We start from the raw sequence: 19,832 nt of genomic DNA on the forward strand, positions 1-19,832 counted from the left end.
GACGCGACGACGCGGGGCGGGGTAGCGCATCCGACGGATGAATGCGTTTGCAGTCACGACCATGCCAGGCGGCGAGCGCGACGCGCAAGAGGGACGCCCGCCGTTGCGGCGAGTTGGTGCGACGTGCTGAAATCGCATTCATCGCGGACGTCCGTCCGCCTCCCGGCACGCGCCGGGCCCCCGTGACGAGGAGGACGGATGGCCGTCACGCTGCGCGACGTCGCCCGCGCCGCCGGCGTCTCCCCCGCCACCGCGTCCCGCGCCCTGTCCGCCCCCGACCTCGTCGCGCCCGAGCGCCGCGAGCTCGTCCGCCGCGTCGCGCGCGAGCTCGGCTACCGCCCCAACCGGGCCGCCCGCGAGCTCATCACCGGCCGCTCCGGGCACCTGTGCCTCGTCGTGCCGGACCTCGAGAACCCGTTCTTCTCCGCCGTCGCCAAGGCCGTGCAGGCGCGGGCGCGCGCCGCCGGGCACGCCGTCGTCGTCGCCGACGCCGAGGAGGACCCGCTGCTCGAGGCGGAGCTGGTCTCGCACCTCGGCGCGCAGGCCGACGGCGTCCTGCTGTGCTCGCCGCGCATGTCCGCCGACGACCTCGCCGAGGTCGCCGCCGACGACCGGCCCTTGCTGCTCGTCAACCGCGAGGACGCCGGGCTGCCGTCCGTCGTCATCGACAACCGTGACGGCGTCCGCCAGGCGGTGCGGCACCTGCACGCGCTCGGCCACCGGCGCGTCGCGTACGCCGGCGGCCCGCCCGGCTCGTGGTCCGACGCCCGCCGCCGCGAGGGCCTGTCCGGCGACCTCGCCGCGCAGCTGCCCGGCCTCGACGTCGTCGACCTCGGCGCGCACGCCCCCGTGTTCGCGGGCGGCGTCGCGGCCGCCGACCTCGCGCTGGCCGCCGGCGCGACCGCCGTGCTCGCGCACAACGACCTCATGGCCCTCGGCCTGCTCGACCGGCTCCGCACGCGCGGGGTGCGGGTGCCGGACGACGTGTCGGTCGTCGGCTTCGACGACGCCCCCGTCGCCACCCTCGTCACGCCGGCCCTGACGACCGTCGCCGCACCGCTCGCCCGGCTCGGCCGCACCGCCGTCGACCTGCTGCTCGACCCGCCGCACACCGACGCGCCCGCACGCGTCGCCCTGCCGGTCGAGCTGGTCGTGCGCGCGTCCACGGCGCCGCCGGCCACCTGACCACGACCACCGCACCCGACCACCGGAGCCTTCGATGACGCACCCCCGGCTGACCCTGCCGACGTGGCGCGAGCGCGCCGCCCGGCCTCTGCCCGACGCGGTCCGCGGCCCGGCCGTCGACCCCACCGCGCTCACCGTGGGGCAGGTCCACCTGGGCCTCGGCGCGTTCACGCGGGCGCACCAGCTGCTGTGCACGGAGGACGCCGCGGCGGCCGCCGGCGCGACCGGGTGGGGCGTCCTCGGCGTCACGCAGCGCAGCCCGCGCGTCGCCGAGCAGCTCGTGCCGCAGGACGGCCTGTACGGCGTGCTGACGGCGGGCGCCGACGCCACCTCGCTGCGGCTCGTCGGCTCGGTGCGCGACGTCGCGTACCCGGGGCGGGACACCGGGCGCGTGCTCGACGCCCTCGCGGCGCCGACGACGCACGTCGTCACCCTCACCGTGACGGAGAAGGGGTACCGGCGCGGCCCGGGCGGCACGCTCGACGTCGCGGCCGACGAGGTGGCGGCCGACCTGGCCGACGCCGCCGCGGAGCTCGCCGGACCCGTCGACGGGGCGGCGCGCACGCCCGTCGGCATGCTGGTGCGCGGGCTCGTGCGCCGGCACCGCACGTCCGGCGCGCCGCTGACCGTGGTGTGCTGCGACAACCTCACCGACAACGGCACGGTGCTGGCCGGGCTCGTCGCCGACGCGCTGGCCGCGGTGCCCGGCGCGGACGCCGTCGGCGCGTGGGTCGAGGCGGCGGTGCGGTTCCCGTCGACGATGGTCGACCGGATCGTGCCGGCGACGACCGACGCGCACCACGCCGAGGCGGAGCGCCTGCTGGGCCTGCGCGACGAGGGGCTGGTCGTCGGCGAGCCGTTCTTCCAGTGGGTGGTCGAGGACGCCTTCGCGGGGCCGCGCCCGGCGTGGGAGCGCGCCGGGGCGACGTTGACGGGCGACGTGGCGCCGTACGAGCGCGCCAAGCTGCGGGTGCTCAACGCGACGCACTCGACGCTCGCGTACCTGGGCGCGCTGCGGGGGCACGCGACGATCGCCGAGGCCGTGGCCGACCCGGACCTCGCGGCGGTCGCGCGGGCGCTCGTCGACGAGGACGTCCTGCCGACGCTCGTCGCGCCCGACGGCACCGACCTGGCCGCGTACCGCGACGAGGTGCTGCACCGGTTCGCGAACCCCGCGACCGGGCACACGACCGTGCAGGTCGCGATGGACGGGTCGCAGAAGCTGCCCGTGCGGCTGCTGGGCACGGTGGCCGACCGGCTCGCCGCGGGCGCGGTGCCGCACGCGGCGGCGACGACGTTCGCCGCGTGGGTCGCGTACGTGCGGGCGGCGGTGGCCGGCGGACTCGTCGTGGGCGGGCGGACGGTGGCGCTCGACGACCCGCTCGCGGCGACGCTCGCGGAGGCCGCCGCCGGGTCGCCGGAGCAGGCGGTCGACGGCGTGCTGGCGCTGCGGCAGGTCGTCCCGGCGGACGTCGCGGCGTCGGCGGGCTTCCGCGACGCGACGGTCGCGGCCCTGCGCACCCTCACCCGCTGACCCGCGTCCTCGAGGCCCCGCCGACCGGGCCGTCGCGCAGCACGCGACCCTGCCGGTGCTGCACGACGACCGGTTGGCGCCCCGGGGGGACCGGCCGGTGCGGCACCCGGTCGTCCCGTCGCCCGGCACCGCGTCGAACCGGCGGTTCTGCAGCAGTCGCGGCCGCCGGTGCTGCAGAACGACCGGGTCGCACCCCACGAGGAGCCGGACGGTCGAGCACCGGCCCGTCCGTCGTCCGGCACCGCGCCGAACCGGCGGTCGTGCAGCGATCCCGGCCGCCGGTGCTGCACGACGACCGGTTCGCGGGCTCGGGGCGACGGTGGCGTGAGTGGGGAGCCGCGGGGTCGTGGTCTTGACGGCGGGGCGGGGCCGTCCGTTACAGTGCGGAAAGCGCATTCCTCCGGGCGGCGACGGCGCCGGCCCCGACGACAGGGAGACCCGATGACCACCCGCACGCTGCGCATCGCCATGAACGGCATCACGGGCCGCATGGGCTACCGCCAGCACCTCGTCCGCTCGATCCTCCCGATCCGCGAGCAGGGCGGCATCACGCTGCCCGACGGCACGCGCGTGCAGGTCGAGCCCGTCCTCGTCGGCCGCAACGCCGACAAGGTCCGCGAGCTGGCCGAGAAGCACGGCGTCGAGCACTGGACGACGGACCTCCAGGCCGCGATCCACGACCCGGCGACCGACATCGTCTTCGACGCGTCCATGACGAGCCTGCGCGCGGCGACGCTCACCGAGGCGATGAAGGCCGGCAAGCACGTCTACACGGAGAAGCCGACGGCCGAGACGCTGCACGAGGCGACCGAGCTCGCGCGGCTGCGCGAGACCACCGGCGTCACCGCGGGCGTCGTGCACGACAAGCTCTACCTGCCGGGCCTGGTCAAGCTGCGCCGCCTCGTCGACGAGGGCTTCTTCGGCCGGATCCTCTCGCTGCGCGGCGAGTTCGGGTACTGGGTGTGGGAGGGCGACGTGCAGAGCGCCCAGCGCCCGTCGTGGAACTACCGCAAGGCCGACGGCGGCGGCATGACAGTCGACATGTACTGCCACTGGAACTACGTGCTCGAGGGCATCGTCGGCAAGGTCCGCACGGTGTCGTCGCAGACCGCCACGCACATCCCCACCCGCTGGGACGAGAAGGGCGAGCCCTACGAGGCCACCGCGGACGACGCGGCGTACGGGATCTTCCAGCTCGAGACGCCGGCCGGCGACCCGGTCGTCGCGCAGATCAACTCGTCGTGGGCCGTGCGCGTGCACCGGGACGAGCTCGTCGAGTTCCAGGTGGACGGCACCGACGGCTCGGCCGTCGCGGGCCTGTTCCACTGCGTCGCGCAGCCGCGCTCGGCCACGCCGAAGCCGGTGTGGAACCCCGACCTGCCGACGACCGAGCACTTCCGCGACCAGTGGATCGACATCCCGGCGAACGCCGAGCTCGACAACGGCTTCAAGGCTCAGTGGGAGGAGTTCCTCGCCGACGTCGCGCTGGGCCGCCCGCACCGGTTCGACCTGCTCTCCGCCGCACGCGGCGTGCAGCTCGCCGAGCTGGGCCTGCGCTCGTCGGACGAGGGCCGGCGCCTGGACGTCCCCGAGATCACGCTGTGAGCGGGGCGGGCACCGGCACGGTCGCCGTCGCCCCCGTCGGGCAGGCGGCCGCGGGGCGGCGGGCGGACCTCGCGCGGCTGTCGCTCAACACGGCGACGACCAAGCACCTGAGGCTGCCGGAGGCGGCGGCCGCGGCGGCGGCGGCGGGCCTGTCCGCGATCGGCGTCTGGCGCGACCGCGTGCAGGAGGTCGGCGCGGAGCAGGCCGCCCGCGTCGTCGCGGACCACGGCCTGCGCGTCTCGTCGCTGTGCCGCGGCGGGTTCCTCACGACGCCCGACCCCGACGGGGCCGCCGCGGCGCTCGAGGACAACCGGCTCGCGATCCGCGAGGCGGCGACGCTCGGCACGCGCGAGCTCATCATGGTCGTCGGCGGCCTGCCGGCGTGCCCCGCCCCGGGCGCGGCCGCACGCCCGTACCCGTCCGCCGACGCGGGCGCCGCCGACCCGGCGCGCGACCTCGTCGCCACCCGCCAGCGGGTCGCCGACCGGATCGCGGAGCTCGCGCCGTACGCGGCGGAGCACGGCGTGCGGCTGGTCCTCGAGCCGCTGCACCCGATGTTCGCCGCGGACCGCGCGGTCCTGTCCACGCTCGGGCAGGCGCTCGACCTCGCGGCGCCGTTCGCCCCGGACGTCGTCGGCGTCGTCGTCGACACGTACCACGTGTGGTGGGACCCGGACCTGCGGCGGCAGGTCGCGCGGGCCGGGGCCGAGGGACGCATCGCGTCGTACCAGGTGTGCGACTGGGTGCTGCCGCTCGCGGCCGAGCCCCTGAACTCCCGCGGGCACGTCGGGGACGGCTACGTCGACGTCGCGACGATCACCGGCTGGGTCCGCGACGCGGGCTACGCCGGCGACGTCGAGGTCGAGATCTTCCACGAGGCGATCTGGGCCGACCCCGCCGAGGCCACCCTCGCCACCATGGCGGAGCGGCACGTGCGGCACGTCCTGCCGCACCTCTGACCCCCGCACGCCGCCCGTCCGGCCCGGTCCCCTCGCGCGGGGCCGGGCCGGACGCGTGTCCGGAGGTCCGCGCGGCGGCGGCGCACCTTGATCCGATCGTTGCCGAAACCGCTCACCGCGAGGCGCGTCCGACTGCTTCACTGCTCCCCGTGATCGCCACCCGCCGCCGTGCCCTCCTCCCCCTCGCCACTCTCGTCGCCGCCGTGACCCTGTCCGGCTGCGGCGCCATCGCCGACGCCGTGCTCGGCGAGAACCCGCCGCCCGCCCAGCGCTCGGAGCCCGGTGGCGAGGTGACCGCCTCCGCCGACGCCGACGTCTTCACGCTCCAGGTCGGCGACTGCCTGAACTACATGCAGGACGAGGGCTCGTCGGAGATCTCCTCGCTGCCGACCGTGCCGTGCTCCGAGCCGCACGACGCCGAGATCTACGCCGAGACGACCGTGACCGAGGAGCAGTTCGCGACGGTCGACGACGTGGCGGACCAGTACTGCTACGACCAGTTCGCCGGGTACGTGGGCGCGGCCTACGAGGACTCGGCGCTTTACTACTCCACGCTCGTGCCGACGCCCGACGGCTTCGCGGCCGGCGACGACGTCGTGCAGTGCGTCGTCGTGCAGGAGACCGGCGGCCTCACGGCGACCGTGCAGGGCACCGGCCTCTGACGGTCCGGAGGGGACGCACCCCACCGGCGGCCCCTCCCCGGCGCACCGCGTGCGCCGTCCCCCGAGCGCGGGCGACCACGTCGCCCGCGCTCGGTCGCGTCCGGGACCGGGCGGGTGGACGCCCGGGCGCAGGGCGCGGTCGTCACGACCGCACGGCGTGGCCGTCATAACCGCGCGGGGACGAACGCGAGCTCCGCGCCCCCGTCGTCCTCCCCAGCATCCCGGCCCGGACGTCAGCCGGACTGCGTGGCGCCCCCGCCCGTGTCGCCCGGCTCCTCCACGAGCGCCCGCAGGGCGTCGAGCCGGCGGTCCCAGGCGCGGCCCACGGCCTCGAGCGCCCGGCCGGTCTGGCTCAGCCGTGCGCCGACCGCGCGGTACCGGACCTCCCGGCCGACGCGCACCGGCTCGACGAGCCCGACGGCGGCCAGCACGGCGAGGTGCTTGGCGACCGCCTGGCGCGTCACGGGCAGCCGACCGGCGAGCGCGGACGCCGACGCGTCACCGCGCCCGAGCTCGTCGAGGACGGCCCACCGCGTCTCGTCGCCGAGGGCGGCGAAGACGGGGACCAGGGCGGCGTCGGCGCTCACGCGTCGCCCGCCACGGCGTCGGCGAGGCGGGCGCCGTGCCACGTGCCGGCCTCCACGAGCGCGGCGAGCTCGTCGAGCTCGGCCGTCCAGCCGCCGCGGTGGTCCTCGAGGGCGGCGAGGGCGTCGCCGGCGAGGGCGTCGAAGCCGGTCTCGACGACGGTGAGGAGCGTGCCGTCGCCGTCGTCCTCGAGCGTGAAGCGGACCGTGGTGCTGCTGTCGGCGGCGAGCGGCGCGCCCGGCCGCGCGGCCCACGTGAAGGCGAAGCGCTCCTGGGGGTCGCACGCCTCGACGCGCAGGTCGAACGTGCCGTGGTCGTGCCACGTGAGGGAGCCGGCGCCCCCGGGGCGCAGGTCGGGCAGCGACGCCTCGTCGCCGAACCAGCGGGCGAGCAGGTCGGCCTCGGTGAGTGCGGCCCACACGCGGGCCCGCGGCGCCGCGAGGCGCACGGTGCGGCTGACGGTGAGCGCGTCGGCGTCGACGACGGCGGACGGCTGGTGCTGCGACATGGCGACCTCCGATAGATGCAACCTTCTGGTTGCACCACCATGCACTGCGGGCGGCGCGTGCGCAACCCCTGAGTTGCACGTCGTGTCGCCCCGTCCGCCGCGAGCGGGACGTCGCGTGCGCTCGCACCGGCGAATCCGCACGTCACGCCCCGTTCGGCGTGGGACGGCGGAGCGGGGCCGGCGTCGGCTGCGCCGGCGTCAGGGCGTGCGGCGGCGGACCGGGGGCGCGGCCACCGGCGGCGCGGCGACCGCCCGCAGCACCGTGGCGAACCGCTCCCCCATGCGGCGCTGCGCCGCCGCGTCCGGGTGCAGCAGGTCCGCCATGGGCAGCGCGGCGGCGTCCGCCTCGCCGTACAGCGTCCGCCCGTCGACGTAGGTCAGCGCGGTGTCGCCCGCGGCCCGGCGGGCCGCGACGAGCGCCGCGAGGTCGTCGCGGATGACGCGCAGCGAGAGCTTCCCCTCGGCGACCTCCTCGGCCCGGCCGGCGGTGCGGAACCGCGTCTCGGCGACGTCGGGGTCGATCGACGTCGGCCCCGGGACGTCCTCGACGAGCGGGCACAGCACCGGCGACACGACGACCACCGGCGTGGCGGGGTGGCCCTCGCGCACCGTGTCGAGGAACCCGTGCACCGCGGGCAGGAAGGCGCGGCGGCGCATGAGGTCGTGGTTGACCACGTTGATGCCGAGCTTGAGGCTGATCACGTCGGCCGGCTGGTCGCGGACCGCACGCGCGACGAACGGGTCGAGCACCGCGTTGCCGGACAGGCCGAGGTTGACCAGGTCGACCCCGGCGGTGCGGGCGGCGACCGCGGGCCAGGTGCCGGTCGGCGCGTCGGCGTTCGCGCCGTGGCTGATGGACGAGCCGTGGTGCACCCACCGCGGGGCGTCCACGGCCGCGGGCGGCAGCACCGGGGCGTCGGCCTCGACCGCGACGAGCACGGTCCGCTCGCGGTACGGCAGCCACACCTCGACGTCGACGGGCGCGCCGCCCGCGTCGGGGAGCGCGAACGCGACGGCGCCGACCGGGGCCGGTCCGCTCACCGTGGTCGCGGCGCCGGGGTCGAACGTCTGCACCCCGAACCTCTCGCACACCGCGGAACCCACGACCCGCCCGCCGACCACCGCCTCGAACCGCTCCCCCGGCGCGGGCGCGGCGTGCGGCAGCGTCGCGACGCGCCACGTCCGCACGTGCAGCACGAGCCGCCGTGCGGCCGTGCGCAGGCGCAGCCGCACCCCGGACGGCTGCTCGTCGCACATCGCGACGAACCCGTCGGGGAACTGCGCGCGCGTCCACGCCGGCAGGCGGTGCGGCAGCACGCCGTCGCCCGTCCGCTCGAGCCACGCCGCCCCGCGGACCTCGACGCGGGCGTCGGGCAGCGGGACGACGACGGCGTCAGCGGACGTTGCCGTGCTCCCGGAACTCGCGCCACACGTTCTCGAAGAAGTCGTCGTCCGCGGGGATCGGCCGGCGCGGCCGCCACCGGAACACGGGCGTGCCCGCGGGGTCGTCGACGTCGCGCGCGACGACGGGCGCCCAGCCGGCGCCGTCGCCCGCGTCCGCCGGTGCCGACCCGGGCGCGACCCACGCCGTCTCCTGGACGACGTCGTCGAGCACGCCGCCGTCGAGCGCGAACCGGAACACGTCCGGCAGGTCGAGCTCCGCCTCCGCGTCGGGCCCGTGCCCGGCGCGCGGCAGCTCCCCCGCGGCGTCCGAGTACAGCACCGACCCGCGCGAGCGCCCGCCGTGCGCGACGTAGTCCGCCATCGCCGACAGGTAGACGTAGGCGCTGGTGAGGATGTCCCGGACGAGGAAGGTCCGGTTGACGGAGCGCCGCGACGTGCCGTCGGCGCTCACGAGGTCGTCGTAGCGGGTGAGCCAGTCGTGCACCTGCACGAGCGCCTCCTGGATGGACGCCGCCGAGCGCACCGGCCCGGCCTTGGCGCTCATCAGCACCTGGACGTCGCGCAGCAGGTCGCCGGTGTTGTCGGCGACGCCGGACGCGGCACGCCCCGTGGCGGCGGCGGTGAGCCCCACGGCCGCGTCGAGCACCGGCGCGGCGACCTCCGCGAACTCCGCCTCGGGCAGCGGCTTCTCGTCCCGACGCGCGGCGATGAACTGCGCCGCGCGCGTCGCGCCGACCTGCCCGCTGTTGAGCGCGGCGCCGCCCGGCCGGTACACGCCGTGCGCGCCACCGGCCTCGCCGACCGGGAAGAACCCGGTGACGTTCGACTGCCACCACGCGTCGACGACGAGCCCGCCGTTGTTGTGCTGGGCGCACACGTCGACCTCGAGCATGTCCTTCTCGAGGTCCACGTACGGGTTCTTGTCCAGGTAGAACTGGTACGCGGGCTCGTTCATGCGCCGCAGCCGCTCGATGGGCGTGCCGAACAGGACGCCGGCCTGCTCGAGGTACGCGTACGCCTCGGGGCTGAGCGCGGACGGGTCGAAGTCCTCGCGCACCGGGTTGCGCCGGAAGTCGAGGAACACGCGCCGGCCGCGCAGCACGGTCTCGCGGTAGACGAGCAGGTCGACGAGCGACGAGCCGTCGCGCGCCTTGCGGATGTCGAACGGCCACTGGTAGCCCTTGAGGAACACCAGCGACATGAGGCGCCCGTAGTCGGGGATCGCCTCGGTGAGGAACTCGCGCTCGTCGCCGCCGTCCTGGTCCGTCGAGACGAACCGCGGGACGACCTGCATGTACGTGCCGGACACGTTCCAGCGCGGCTTGGTCGACGCGAGCCCGAACTGCCACTCGGTGAGGTTCTTGCCGTGCACCCCCGCCCGGTACGCGGCGCCCGACGCGCCCCACTGCCCGTTCGGGAACACGCGCGTCGCGTACATGCCCGCCGGGCCGCCCGTCGCGTAGACGAGGTTCGAGCAGCGGAACAGCAGCCAGGGGCTGGCGGCGCCGTCGTGCGGGACGTCGGTGCGTAGCACGAGCAGGCCGGCGACCCGTCGCGTGCCGTCCGCGTCGGTGGTCGTGACGACGTCGACGACGCGGCACTCGTCGAAGACGCGCGTGCCGTCGCGCTGCACCTTCGCCTCGAGGCGCTCGACCATCGACCGGCTCGTGTACGGGCCCACGGACGTGGCGCGGCGGCGCGGGTCGTGGTCGGTCTTGTACCCGATGAACTCGCCGAACCGGTTCTGCGGGAACGGCACCCCGAGGTCGACGAGGTGCAGGAACCCGCGCGCCGAGAGCGCGGCCTCCGCGAGCGCGTTGTCGCCGTCCATCGCGCCGCCGCTGAACAGCGTCTCGGCCATCTCGCGCACGGAGTCGCCGTCGCCGCCCGACAGCGTGAGCTTGTAGTACGTCTGCTTGTCCGACCCGGCGTTGCGGGACGCGCCAGCGTGGATCTTGTCCGCGACCATGACGACGTCGTCGTGGCCGAACTGCACGAGCCGGGCGGCGGCGCAGTAGCCGGCGGAGCCGGTGCCGACGACCACGGTCGTGGCCGTGACGACCGGGACGTCGTGCTCGCCGATCCGCACGGTCTCCGGCTCGTGGTGCGGCTCGTGGTGGCGCTGCTCGTGGGGCAGGGGCTGCTGCGTCATCTCTCGCTCCGTCCTCACAGCACCGGGATGTGCATGCCGCCGTCGACGTGGAAGACCTCGCCGGTGGAGTAGGGGGTCTGGCCGGACGCGAGGATCGCGACGGCGCCGGCGACGTCGGCGGGGCGTCCCCAGCGGTTGACCGGGGCGAGGCCCTCGGCGATGAGGGCGTCGTACTTGCCGGTGACCCCGGCGGTCATGTCGGTGGCGATCACGCCGGGCCGCACCTCGTAGACGACGACGCCCTCGGGGCCGAGGCGCGCGGCCCACAGCTGGGTCGCCATGCCGACGCCGGCCTTCGAGATGCAGTAGTCGCCGCGGTTGGTCGACACCGTCGTGGCGGAGATCGACGAGACGTTGACGACCGTCGCGACGGGGCCGGCGGGCGGCTCGGGGAGCGCCTCGAGCGGTCCGCGCAGCTCGATGACGCGGCGCGCGAACTCCTGCGTGAGGAAGTACGGGCCGCGCAGGTTGATGCCGAGGACGCGGTCGAAGGACTCGGGCGTCGCCTCGAGCAGGTCGGCGCGCACGCTCGGCGCGACGCCGGCGTTGTTGACGAGCAGGTCGAGGCGTCCCCACGCGTCGACGGCGTCGGCGACGTAGCGGCGGTGGTCGTCGAGGTCGGCGACCGACCCGCGCACGTAGCGGACGAGCGACGGGTCCCCCGCGGCCGCGCGCAGCTCCTCGAGGACGTCGGTCGGCTCCTCGCGCGTGGCGAGGATCGAGACGGCGAACCCGTCGGCGACGAGGCGGCGGCTGATGCCGAGGCCGATCCCGCGGTTGCCTCCGGTGACCAGTGCGACTGCGGGCATCGTTGCCTTCCCTCGTGCGAGCACGCGGCCGGGTGCGCGGTGTCACGCTCGGGGCGCGCACGGCCGGACCGCCGTCGTCGGCGGCACGAGTGATCGTGCCACGCCGCGGCACGTCGAGGCAAGCGCTTTCCGCGTGCCTCGTGCGGCGTGCGAGGATCGAGGCCGTGGGACGACGAGCCGGTGGCGCGCGCTGATGGGTGCCGTCCTCACCGCCCTCGGCACCATGGGCGCCGTCGTCGTGCTCGGCTGGGCGCTCGGGCGCTGGCAGGTGCTCGGCGAGCGCGCCGCGCCCGTGCTCGCGCGCGTCGTCTTCACGGTCGCGACGCCGGCCCTCCTGCTCGGCACGCTCGCGCACGCCGACCTGCGGCTGCTGCTCTCGCGCACCGCCGCGGCGACGTGGGGGTCCACCGCGCTGGTCGCGCTGGTGGCGGCGCTCGTGGTGCGCCTCGCCCTGCGACGTGCGGCGGCCGACGTCACGGTCGCGACGCTCGCGTCGTCCTACGTGAACGCCGGCAACGTCGGCCTGCCGCTGTCGGTGTACCTGCTGGGCGACCCGGTGGCCGTGGTGCCGACGCTGCTGTTCCAGCTGCTCGTGCTCGCGCCCGTCGCGTTCACGGTGCTGGACGGCGCCGCGGCGGCGCGCCCCGCAGGGGCACCGGGCGACGTCGCCGCGGTCGTCCCGTGGGCGCTGCGCGCGCAGGCCGTGGTGCGGCGGACGCTGACCAACCCGATCATCCTCGGCACGCTCACCGGGGTGCTGCTCGCGGCGCTCCCGTGGGACCTGCCGGAGGTGGTGTTCGAGCCGTTCCGCCTGGTCGGGGCGGCTGCCGCACCGCTCGCGCTGCTCGCGTTCGGCATGCAGCTCGCGGTCCCGCGCGCACCCGGGGCGTCGGCGCCGCGCCGCGACCTCGTCGTGGCGGTCGCCCTGCGCAGCGTCGTGCACCCCGTGCTCGCGTGGGGGCTGGGCAGCGCGCTGGGCCTGCCCCCGCACGCCCTGCTGGCGGTCACCGCGATGGCGGCGCTGCCGACGGCGCAGAACGTGCTCGTGTACGCGATGCAGTACCGCCACGGCGAGTCGCTCGCCCGCGACGCGGGGCTGATCACGACGCTGCTCTGCGTGCCCGTGCTGCTGATCGTCAGTGCGGTGCTGGCCTGATCACACAGCGGCGCGATACGCCAGAGTCGGACGTGTCGGATTCTTCACCCGCGCACGTCCGGTTTTTCTGTAACTGATACGTTGCAGTGTTGCGCTTCCGCTACATATCGTCGTCCCCACGAGGCCGCCGATCCGCGCGGCCCCAGCAGGGGAGAACACCACCACCATGGCAACACCGTCCCGCGGCGTGCGCCGCGCCGTCGCCCTCGCCGCCGCGCCCGTCGCCGTCCTCGCCGCCGGCGCGATGGTCTGGCAGAGCTCGACCGCCGCCTTCACCGCCACGACCCGCAACGCGGGCAACTCGTGGAGCACGGGTCAGGTCGCCCTGACCGACGACGACGCGGGCCGCGCCGGCTTCAGCGTCACCAACCTGGTCCCCGGCCAGACCGGCGAGCGCTGCATCGTCGTCACCTCGAACGCGAACGTCCCGGGCGAGGTGCGCTCGTACGTCCAGAACCTCTCCACCTCGGCGCAGGGCCTCGCCGACCACATCCGCCTGCGCGTCGAGCGCGGCACCGGCGGCACCTTCGAGAGCTGCGCGGGCTTCACCCCGGCGCAGCCGTCGCTCCCGGCGCAGCCGCTGTCGCTGCTCTCGACCGCGTACAACAGCTTCGCGAACGGCGGCCAGGAGTGGACGACGACGGGCACGCCCGGCGAGTCCACGACGTACCGCGGCTCCTGGGTCTTCGACACCACCGGCCTGACGCAGCAGCAGGTCGACGCGCTCCAGGGCGCGCAGGTCTCGATCGACCTCGTGTGGGAGCTGCAGAGCGCCGACCCGGTGACCCCGGCCCCGTGACCCACCGCGGGGACGGCGTGAGCACGACCCCGCGACCCACTCCCCCCACCGACGGAGCCACCCGTGCGCGCGACCTCGCCTGAGGCACGCCGCGGGTGGCTCCGCCGCGAGGGCTGGCCCGCGTTCGTGCTGGGCGCGGCGGCCGAGTGCTACCTCGTCTTCACCCTCGCGATGACGGCCATCGCGGTCCTCCCGCTCGCGCTCGGGTGGCACGGCTCCGTCGTGCAGACCGGGTCCATGCAGCCGCACGTGCGGCCGGGCGACGTCGTCCTGTCGACGCCGCTGCCCGACGACTCGCCCGTCCCGCTCGGCGGTGTCGTCGAGTTCCGCACGTCCGCCCCCGGCGGGGGCGAGCGCACGGTCATGCACCGCGTCGTCGGTGAGGGCGAGGAGCGGGGGCAGTGGGTGACCGCGGGCGACGCGAACGCCGACGTCGACAGCAGCCCCCTCACGCGCGACGACATCACGGGACAGGCGCGCCTGCTCGTGCGGTGGGTCGGGCTGCCGAGCATCTGGCAGCGGGACGGCCGCACGGACCTCCTCGTCGGCTGGGCCGCCGTCACGGCGACCGCCGTCGGCCTCGTCGCGTGGACGTGGCCGTCGCGCGACGGGTCCCGCCCGGGCACGCCGTCGCGACCGCCGGCCGGAGCGCCCGGCGCACCGGCGCTGACCCGCCGCACGTTCCTCGCCGCCGCGCTCGCAGCGACGGCGGGCGGCTCCGCGCTCGTGTCGCGCGAGCCCGTGTGGGCCGGGTTCTCGGCGCGCACGTCCATGGCCGCCAACTCGTTCCGTGTCGGCACGTGGCCGACGCTCGCGCTCGGACGGGTCGCGTCGTTCGCGATCCTGGCCGCGACGCGCGTGACGAACCAGTCCTTCCTCGGCATCGGCAGCTCGGTCAACGGCAGCGTCGGCGTCTCGCCGGGTACCACGGTGACCGGCTTCTGGAGCTGGGACATCACCGGCAGCACCGAGCGGGGCACCGCGGCGGCCGCGGCCGCGCGCACGGACGCTATCGCGCTCCACGACGCCGCACGCGCCCGCCCGGCCACCGGCACGGCCGTCGCCACCCTGACGGGCACGCTGCGCCCGGGCGTGCTGCACCGCGCCGGCGCCGTGCAGGTCGGCGGCACGCTGACGCTCGACGCGCGCGGCGACGCGAGCGCCCTCTTCGTCTTCTCCGGCACCTCGCTGACCTTCGCCGCGGGGTCGTCGGTCGTCCTCGCGAACGGCGCGTCCGCCGACCGCGTCCTCTTCGTCAGCACGTCGACGGCCGTGCTCAACGACGGCGCGCTCGTGCGCGGGCTCGTCCTCGCGAACGGCGACGTCACCGCGACGCGCGCGACCGTGGCGGGACGGCTTGTGTCCCTCAACGGCGGTGTCGCGCTCACGCGGACGAACGTCACCGCGCCCTAGACCGGGCGCCCGTCCGCCCCTCCGCGCCGCCCCCGGCCGGCCTGCCTCGTGCCCGGCCGGGGGCGGACCCCGCCGCCGGCCCGGGGCCCGTCAGCCCGCGTCGCCGGGGCGCACGAGCCCCGTCTCGTACGCGACCACGACCAGCTGCGACCGGTCCCGCGCGTGCAGCCGCGCGAGCAACCGGCTGACGTACGTCCGGGCCGTCGCCGGGCTCAGGTGCAGCGCGACGGCGAGTTCGTCGTTGGACCGGCCGCGGCCGACCTCGCGCAGCACCTCCCGCTCCCGGGCCGTGAGCACCGCGAGGCGTGCGTCGTCCACCGGCGCCGGCGCGGCCGCCACGAGGTCGAGCACGCGGCGCGTCACCGACGGGTCGAGCAGCGCCTGCCCCGCCGCGACCGTCCGGACCGCGTGCCGCAGCTCGTCGGGCGTCACGTCCTTGAGCAGGAACCCGGCCGCGCCCGCCCGGATGGCGTCGAGCACGAGCGCGTCCTCGTCGAAGGTCGTGAGGACGACGATTGCGACGCCCGCGAGCGCCGGATCCGCCACGACCTCCCGGGTGGCCGCGATGCCGTCGAGGTCCGGCATGCGCACGTCCATGAGGACGACGTCGGGGCGCAGCTCGCGCACGCGCGCGAGCCCCTGGCGACCGGTGCCCGCCTCCCCGACGACGCGGACGTCGCCGTCCCGCTCGAGGAGCGTGCGCAGACCCGTGCGCAGCAGCTCCTGGTCGTCGACCACGACGACCGTGAGGACGCGCCCGGCCGTCACGGCGCGAGCCTCGCGGGGAGCCGCGCGTGCACCGCGAAGCCGCCGTCGTCGCCGGCGCCGGACGTCAGCGCCCCGCCGAGCAGGCCCACGCGCTCCCCCATGCCGCGCAGGCCCTGGCCCGTCCCGCGGTCCGCGCGGGCCCCGTCGCCCGGTCCGACCCCGTCGTCGCGCACCGCCACCTCGAGCCAGCCGTCGGCGACGGACGCCCGCACCTCGACGTGCTGCGCCCGCGCGTGCCGCAGCACGTTGGTGAGCGCCTCCTGCACGATCCGGTGGGCGGCCGCGCCGATCGCCGCGTCGACGGCGCCGTCCGGCACGTCGAGGCGCAGGTCGACGGCGACGCCCGCCGCGCGCGTCGCGTCGGCGACATCCGCGATGCCGCCGAGCCCGACGGTGCCGCGCCCGGTGTCGTCGTCCGCCGTGCGCAGCACGCGCACGGTCGCGCGCAGCTCCCGCAGCGTCGACGCGGTCGCCACGCTGATCCGCTCCAGCGAGGCGGTGACGAGCGCGTCGTCGCGGCCGACCGCCTCCGCGGCGACGTGCGCGTGCACCGCGATCACGGAGACGGTGTGGCCCACGCTGTCGTGCAGGTCGCGCGCGATCCGCACGCGCTGCGCCTGCATCCGCCGCTCCGCCTGCGCCTCCTGCTCCGCCAGCGCCGCGAGGCGCAGCCGCTCCTGGTCCTCGCGCGCCCGCCGCCGCACGCGCACGCTCACCCCCAGGGCGACGGCGGCGACCACGAGCGCCACGTTGGTGAGCAGCTCGTAGCTGAGCAGGTACGTGGCGGGCAGGCCCTCGGTGATGCGGAAGTACGCGGCGACCCCGACGAGCACGCCGCCGACCACGAGCGCCGCGTGCGTGCGCCCGCGTTCCGCCGCCGAGTACAGCGCCGCCGCGGCGGGCAGCGCCTGGCCGATCGCGGGGAAGCCGAGCGCGTAGTACACGAAGATGCCGAGGACGGTCACGACGAGGACGCCCAAGGGCCACCGCCGCCGCACGAGCAGCAGCGCGCCGAAGCCCGTCGCGAAGGCGTACGCCGCCGGCGCCGGGTCGCGCTCGGCCTCGAGCCCCGCGCCGACCGTCAGCGCGACCACGACGACCGTCGCGACGGCGAGGGCGACGTCGACCCGGCGCGACGTCGCAGGTGGGGCGCCCATCCCCCGAGCGTAGGAACGCGCGCCGGTCGGGGACATCCCCCGCGGGTAGCGGTCCGGTGTCGCCTCCTGACGACACGCGCCCCCGGACGCGGACCGGGGTGCGCCGACGACACCGGGCGGATCCCGCGCACGAGCCGTCTCCCTAGCGTCGACGGCATGGAGACCACACCTCTGACCAGAACGTCCGTCCGCTGGCGAGCCGTCCTCTGCCTCGCCGCCACCGTGCTCCTGTGGCCGCTCGTCGGCACGACCGGCCGCGACGGCCCGGTGCTCGCCGTGCTCGTGCTCGGCGTCACCGCGGCCGTGTGGGTGGCCGTGCTCGGCCTGCTCGACGTGCCGCGCCCGCTCGCGACCGGCACGTGGGCCGGCCTGCTGTACGGCGCGGCGCTCGTCGCGGTGTCCGTGCTGGTGGGAGGCCGCGGCGCGGGGCAGGGCGTGGTGCTCGTCGCGGTCGGCGCGCTGTGGGAGCTGACGTGGGCGACCCTCCTCGGCGCCGGCGCCGGGCTCCTCGGGCGCGCCGTGCGGCAGCTGCGCACCGGGGGCCGGCCGTGAGCGCGGCAGGACCGGCGGTGCGCCGTGCGGCCGCGGCGCTCACGGCGGCGCTCGTCCTCGCGGGCGCCCTGGGCGGGTGCGGGTCGGTCTCGACGTCCGCCGTCTCGGAGCCGGCGGACTTCGACGTCCCGCTGCCCGTGCCGCCGCTCGCGCCGTCGCGCGTCGCGCCGGACGGCACGCGGGTCTTCGGCCTCACCGCCCGGGACGGCACGACGCGGTTCCTGCCCGGCGTGGACACCCCGACGTGGGGCTTCGACGGCGACCTGCTCGGGCCGACGCTGCGCGCGTCCCGCGGGGAGCGGGTCGCGGTCGAGGTGCGCAACGACCTGCCCGAGGCGACGACCGTGCACTGGCACGGCATGCACCTGCCCGCGGCCATGGACGGCGGGCCTCACCAGGAGATCCCACCCGCTGGCACGTGGCGGCCGACGTGGCGGGTCGACCAGCCTGCCGCGACGCTCTGGTACCACCCGCACCCGCACGGCCGCACGGAGGAGCACGTGTACCGGGGCCTCGCCGGGTTCTTCCTCGTCGACGACCCGGCGGCACCCGATGTCGGCCTGCCCGCCACGTACGGGGTCGACGACGTCCCGGTCGTCGTGCAGGACCGCGACCTCCAGGACGACGGCACGCTCGACACCGACGGCCGCAGCGAGGTCGGGCTGCTCGGGTCGCTCGTCACCGCGAACGGCGTGCGCGGGGCGCACCTGCCGGTGACCACGCAACGCGTGCGGCTGCGGCTGCTCAACGGCTCGACCGCGCGCACCTACGCGTTCGGGCTGGCCGACGGCCGCGCGCTCGCGCAGGTGGCGAGCGACGGCGGGCTGCTGCCGGCACCGGTCGCCGCGACGCGCGTGCAGCTCTCGCCCGGCGAGCGCGCCGAGGTGGTCGTCACCCTGAACCCGGGCGAGACGGTCCGGCTCCGCTCGTACCGCCCCGACCTCGGCCGGGTCGCCGCGGGCTTCGCGGCCGGCGCGAACGACGAGTTCGACGTGCTCGAGCTGCGCGCCGCGGCGCGGCTGGCACCCTCACCCGAGCCAGCGTCCGTGTTGACGACCTTGCCGCCGCTGCGCGAGGCGGACGCCACCGTGACGCGCGCGTTCGTGCTCGAGGGGCGCGAGATCAACGGCCGGCGGATGGCGATGGACCGCGTCGACGAGACGGTCGAGGTGGGGGCCACCGAGGTCTGGGAGGTGCGCAACGACGACCTCTCGCCGCACAACCTCCACGTCCACGACGTGCAGTTCCGGGTGCTCGACGTCGACGGGGCCCCCCCGCCGCCCGCGCTGGCCGGCGCGAAGGACACGGTGTACCTCGAGCCGCGGCGCACGTACCGGCTGCTGATGCGCTTCGAGGACCACGCCGACCCCGCGACGCCGTACATGTACCACTGCCACCTGCTGCTGCACGAGGACGAGGGACTCATGGGGCAGTTCGTCGTCGTCGAGCCCGGCGGCACGGCGGCGCTGCGGCCGCAGGCGGGCGGCGCGCACGACCACCGCTGACGGCGCGCCGCGCCGGGCGGGCGCGCCCTCCTCTCGTCGGACCGTGACGGGTCGATGCCGGGATCCGCAGCCGGTGGTCGTACGTTGAGGGGCAGGGAGCGGCCCCGCGGCCGGACACACGACGAGAGCAGCAGCAGATGAGCAGCACCCCCGCAGTCCTCCAGGCCACCGGCGTGCGCGCCGGCTACGGCGGTCCGGCCGTCCTCGACGGCGTGGACCTGACCCTGCGCCCGGGGGACGCGATCGGCCTGCTCGGCCGCTCGGGCGTCGGCAAGTCGACGCTCGTCGAGATCCTCGGCGGCCACATGCGTCCCGCGCAGGGCCAGGTGACGCTCGACGGCGTCAACGTCGGCAAGCCGCCGCTGCGGCAGAAGAAGGTCGTGAAGGCCCGGTTGCGGACCGTGCACCAGAACGGCCTGGCGGGCATCGACCCGCAGCGCACGGTCGAGAAGACCCTCACGGACGCGTTCACCGAGGCCCGCAAGGCCGGCCGGTCCACCAACCACGACGTCGAGGCCGCGCTCGGCGTGGTCGGCATGCCCATCCGGTTCGTGACGCGCACGGTGCAGTCCCTGTCCGGCGGCGAGCGTCAGCGCGTGGCGATCGCGCGGGCGCTGGCCGCCAGGCCGGACCTCCTGCTGCTCGACGAGCCGCTGACGGCCGTCGACCAGGCCATGCGCGAGGAGGTCGCCGCCGACGTCCGCGCGCTCGTGCGCGCCGACGGCATCGGCCTGCTCGTCGCGTCCCACGACGTGCGCCTGCTCGAGCGCCTCACCGACACCGTGCACGTGCTCGCGGAGGGCCGGCTCGTCGAGTCCGGCCCGCTGCGCGCGCTGCTGCGCGACCCGCAGCACCCCGACACGCGCGCCCTCGTCGAGGCCCTCCCGGACGCGGTCGCCGGCCGCCTCCGCTGACGCGTCCCCCGGGTCCGCACCCCGACCCGCACCCCCGCTCCCCCGCGGGCGGACCCGGGGGCCTGTCCGGGGAGCGCCCGATGTGCCCGACCCGTGCCGGGGAGCAGGCTCGGGCGCATGGAGACCACCGGCCCCACGCGCCGCCCCACCGACCACGGCCCCGCC

General features: G+C 76.4%; 18 protein-coding genes. 11 read left to right on the plus strand and 7 right to left on the minus strand.

What is annotated here, in order from left to right; translation table 11 throughout:
• Positions 1–198: 198 nt before the first annotated feature.
• The 5 genes from AB6N23_RS01425 (at position 199) to AB6N23_RS01445 (ending at position 5,945) form a co-directional block, all read left to right on the plus strand.
• Positions 199–1,185, plus strand: coding sequence for a LacI family DNA-binding transcriptional regulator (locus tag AB6N23_RS01425; protein ID WP_412864024.1), 987 nt, complete (start codon positions 199–201; stop codon positions 1,183–1,185).
• Positions 1,186–1,219: 34 nt separating this feature from the next.
• A complete protein-coding gene (locus tag AB6N23_RS01430; RefSeq protein WP_412864026.1) occupies positions 1,220–2,719 on the plus strand; it encodes a mannitol dehydrogenase family protein in 1,500 nt (499 codons plus the stop codon).
• A gap of 441 nt (positions 2,720–3,160) precedes the next feature.
• Positions 3,161–4,324: a Gfo/Idh/MocA family protein gene (locus AB6N23_RS01435; RefSeq protein ID WP_412864028.1), complete on the plus strand. Its 1,164-nt coding sequence runs from the start codon at positions 3,161–3,163 to the stop codon at positions 4,322–4,324.
• A gap of 77 nt (positions 4,325–4,401) precedes the next feature.
• On the plus strand, positions 4,402–5,283 hold the full coding sequence (locus tag AB6N23_RS01440) for a sugar phosphate isomerase/epimerase family protein (RefSeq protein ID WP_412864066.1): 882 nt from the start codon (positions 4,402–4,404) through the stop codon (positions 5,281–5,283).
• 149 nt (positions 5,284–5,432) lie between these two features.
• On the plus strand, positions 5,433–5,945 hold the full coding sequence (locus AB6N23_RS01445) for a septum formation family protein (RefSeq protein ID WP_412864030.1): 513 nt from the start codon (positions 5,433–5,435) through the stop codon (positions 5,943–5,945).
• A 233-nt stretch (positions 5,946–6,178) separates the two neighbouring features.
• Here the strand turns inward: AB6N23_RS01445 and AB6N23_RS01450 are convergent, their stop codons facing one another.
• From AB6N23_RS01450 to AB6N23_RS01470, 5 genes are all read right to left on the minus strand, one after another.
• Positions 6,179–6,532, minus strand: a complete 354-nt coding sequence (locus AB6N23_RS01450; RefSeq protein ID WP_412864032.1) for an ArsR/SmtB family transcription factor — start codon at positions 6,530–6,532, stop codon at positions 6,179–6,181.
• Positions 6,529–7,038 carry an SRPBCC family protein gene (locus AB6N23_RS01455; RefSeq protein WP_412864034.1) on the minus strand — a complete coding sequence of 170 codons (510 nt, stop codon included), beginning with the start codon at positions 7,036–7,038 and terminating at the stop codon, positions 6,529–6,531. The genes AB6N23_RS01450 and AB6N23_RS01455 overlap by 4 nt, the downstream gene beginning before the upstream one ends.
• Before the next feature lie 198 nt (positions 7,039–7,236).
• Positions 7,237–8,355, minus strand: coding sequence for an SGNH/GDSL hydrolase family protein (locus AB6N23_RS01460; protein ID WP_412864036.1), 1,119 nt, complete (start codon positions 8,353–8,355; stop codon positions 7,237–7,239).
• Positions 8,356–8,431: 76 nt separating this feature from the next.
• Positions 8,432–10,594, minus strand: a complete 2,163-nt coding sequence (locus AB6N23_RS01465; RefSeq protein ID WP_412864038.1) for an FAD-binding protein — start codon at positions 10,592–10,594, stop codon at positions 8,432–8,434.
• Positions 10,595–10,608: 14 nt separating this feature from the next.
• Positions 10,609–11,403: a 3-ketoacyl-ACP reductase gene (locus AB6N23_RS01470; RefSeq protein WP_412864040.1), complete on the minus strand. Its 795-nt coding sequence runs from the start codon at positions 11,401–11,403 to the stop codon at positions 10,609–10,611.
• 193 nt (positions 11,404–11,596) lie between these two features.
• Here AB6N23_RS01470 and AB6N23_RS01475 point away from each other — a divergent pair, with 193 nt between their 5' ends.
• The 3 genes from AB6N23_RS01475 to AB6N23_RS01485 all read left to right on the plus strand — a co-directional run bounded on the left by AB6N23_RS01475 (position 11,597) and on the right by AB6N23_RS01485 (position 14,771).
• Positions 11,597–12,559 (plus strand): AEC family transporter, encoded by a 963-nt coding sequence (locus tag AB6N23_RS01475; protein WP_412864042.1) that lies wholly within the window; start codon positions 11,597–11,599, stop codon positions 12,557–12,559.
• Between the two features lie 166 nt (positions 12,560–12,725).
• Complete coding sequence (locus tag AB6N23_RS01480; protein WP_412864044.1) at positions 12,726–13,358, plus strand: hypothetical protein; 633 nt, start codon at positions 12,726–12,728, stop codon at positions 13,356–13,358.
• Positions 13,359–13,421: 63 nt separating this feature from the next.
• Positions 13,422–14,771 (plus strand): ice-binding family protein, encoded by a 1,350-nt coding sequence (locus AB6N23_RS01485; RefSeq protein WP_412864046.1) that lies wholly within the window; start codon positions 13,422–13,424, stop codon positions 14,769–14,771.
• Between the two features lie 90 nt (positions 14,772–14,861).
• On the opposite strand, the gene AB6N23_RS01490 is transcribed toward AB6N23_RS01485, so the two are convergent.
• Both AB6N23_RS01490 and AB6N23_RS01495 read right to left on the minus strand, forming a co-directional pair.
• Positions 14,862–15,539, minus strand: coding sequence for a response regulator transcription factor (locus AB6N23_RS01490; RefSeq protein ID WP_412864048.1), 678 nt, complete (start codon positions 15,537–15,539; stop codon positions 14,862–14,864).
• Positions 15,536–16,696 (minus strand): sensor histidine kinase, encoded by a 1,161-nt coding sequence (locus AB6N23_RS01495; protein ID WP_412864050.1) that lies wholly within the window; start codon positions 16,694–16,696, stop codon positions 15,536–15,538. Before AB6N23_RS01495 ends, AB6N23_RS01490 begins: the two co-directional genes overlap by 4 nt.
• A 156-nt stretch (positions 16,697–16,852) precedes the next feature.
• Between AB6N23_RS01495 and AB6N23_RS01500 the strand changes: the two genes are divergently transcribed.
• The 3 genes from AB6N23_RS01500 to AB6N23_RS01510 all read left to right on the plus strand — a co-directional run bounded on the left by AB6N23_RS01500 (position 16,853) and on the right by AB6N23_RS01510 (position 19,667).
• Positions 16,853–17,248 carry a hypothetical protein gene (locus AB6N23_RS01500; protein ID WP_412864052.1) on the plus strand — a complete coding sequence of 132 codons (396 nt, stop codon included), beginning with the start codon at positions 16,853–16,855 and terminating at the stop codon, positions 17,246–17,248.
• A gap of 17 nt (positions 17,249–17,265) precedes the next feature.
• Entirely contained in the window at positions 17,266–18,753 is a 1,488-nt protein-coding gene (locus tag AB6N23_RS01505; RefSeq protein ID WP_412864054.1) for a multicopper oxidase family protein, read from the plus strand.
• A gap of 137 nt (positions 18,754–18,890) precedes the next feature.
• Positions 18,891–19,667, plus strand: coding sequence for an ATP-binding cassette domain-containing protein (locus tag AB6N23_RS01510; RefSeq protein ID WP_412864056.1), 777 nt, complete (start codon positions 18,891–18,893; stop codon positions 19,665–19,667).
• Positions 19,668–19,832: the final 165 nt, after the last annotated feature.

Origin of the sequence: Cellulomonas pasadenensis, from assembly GCF_047229365.1 — a bacterium.
GTDB lineage: Bacteria > Actinomycetota > Actinomycetes > Actinomycetales > Cellulomonadaceae > Cellulomonas.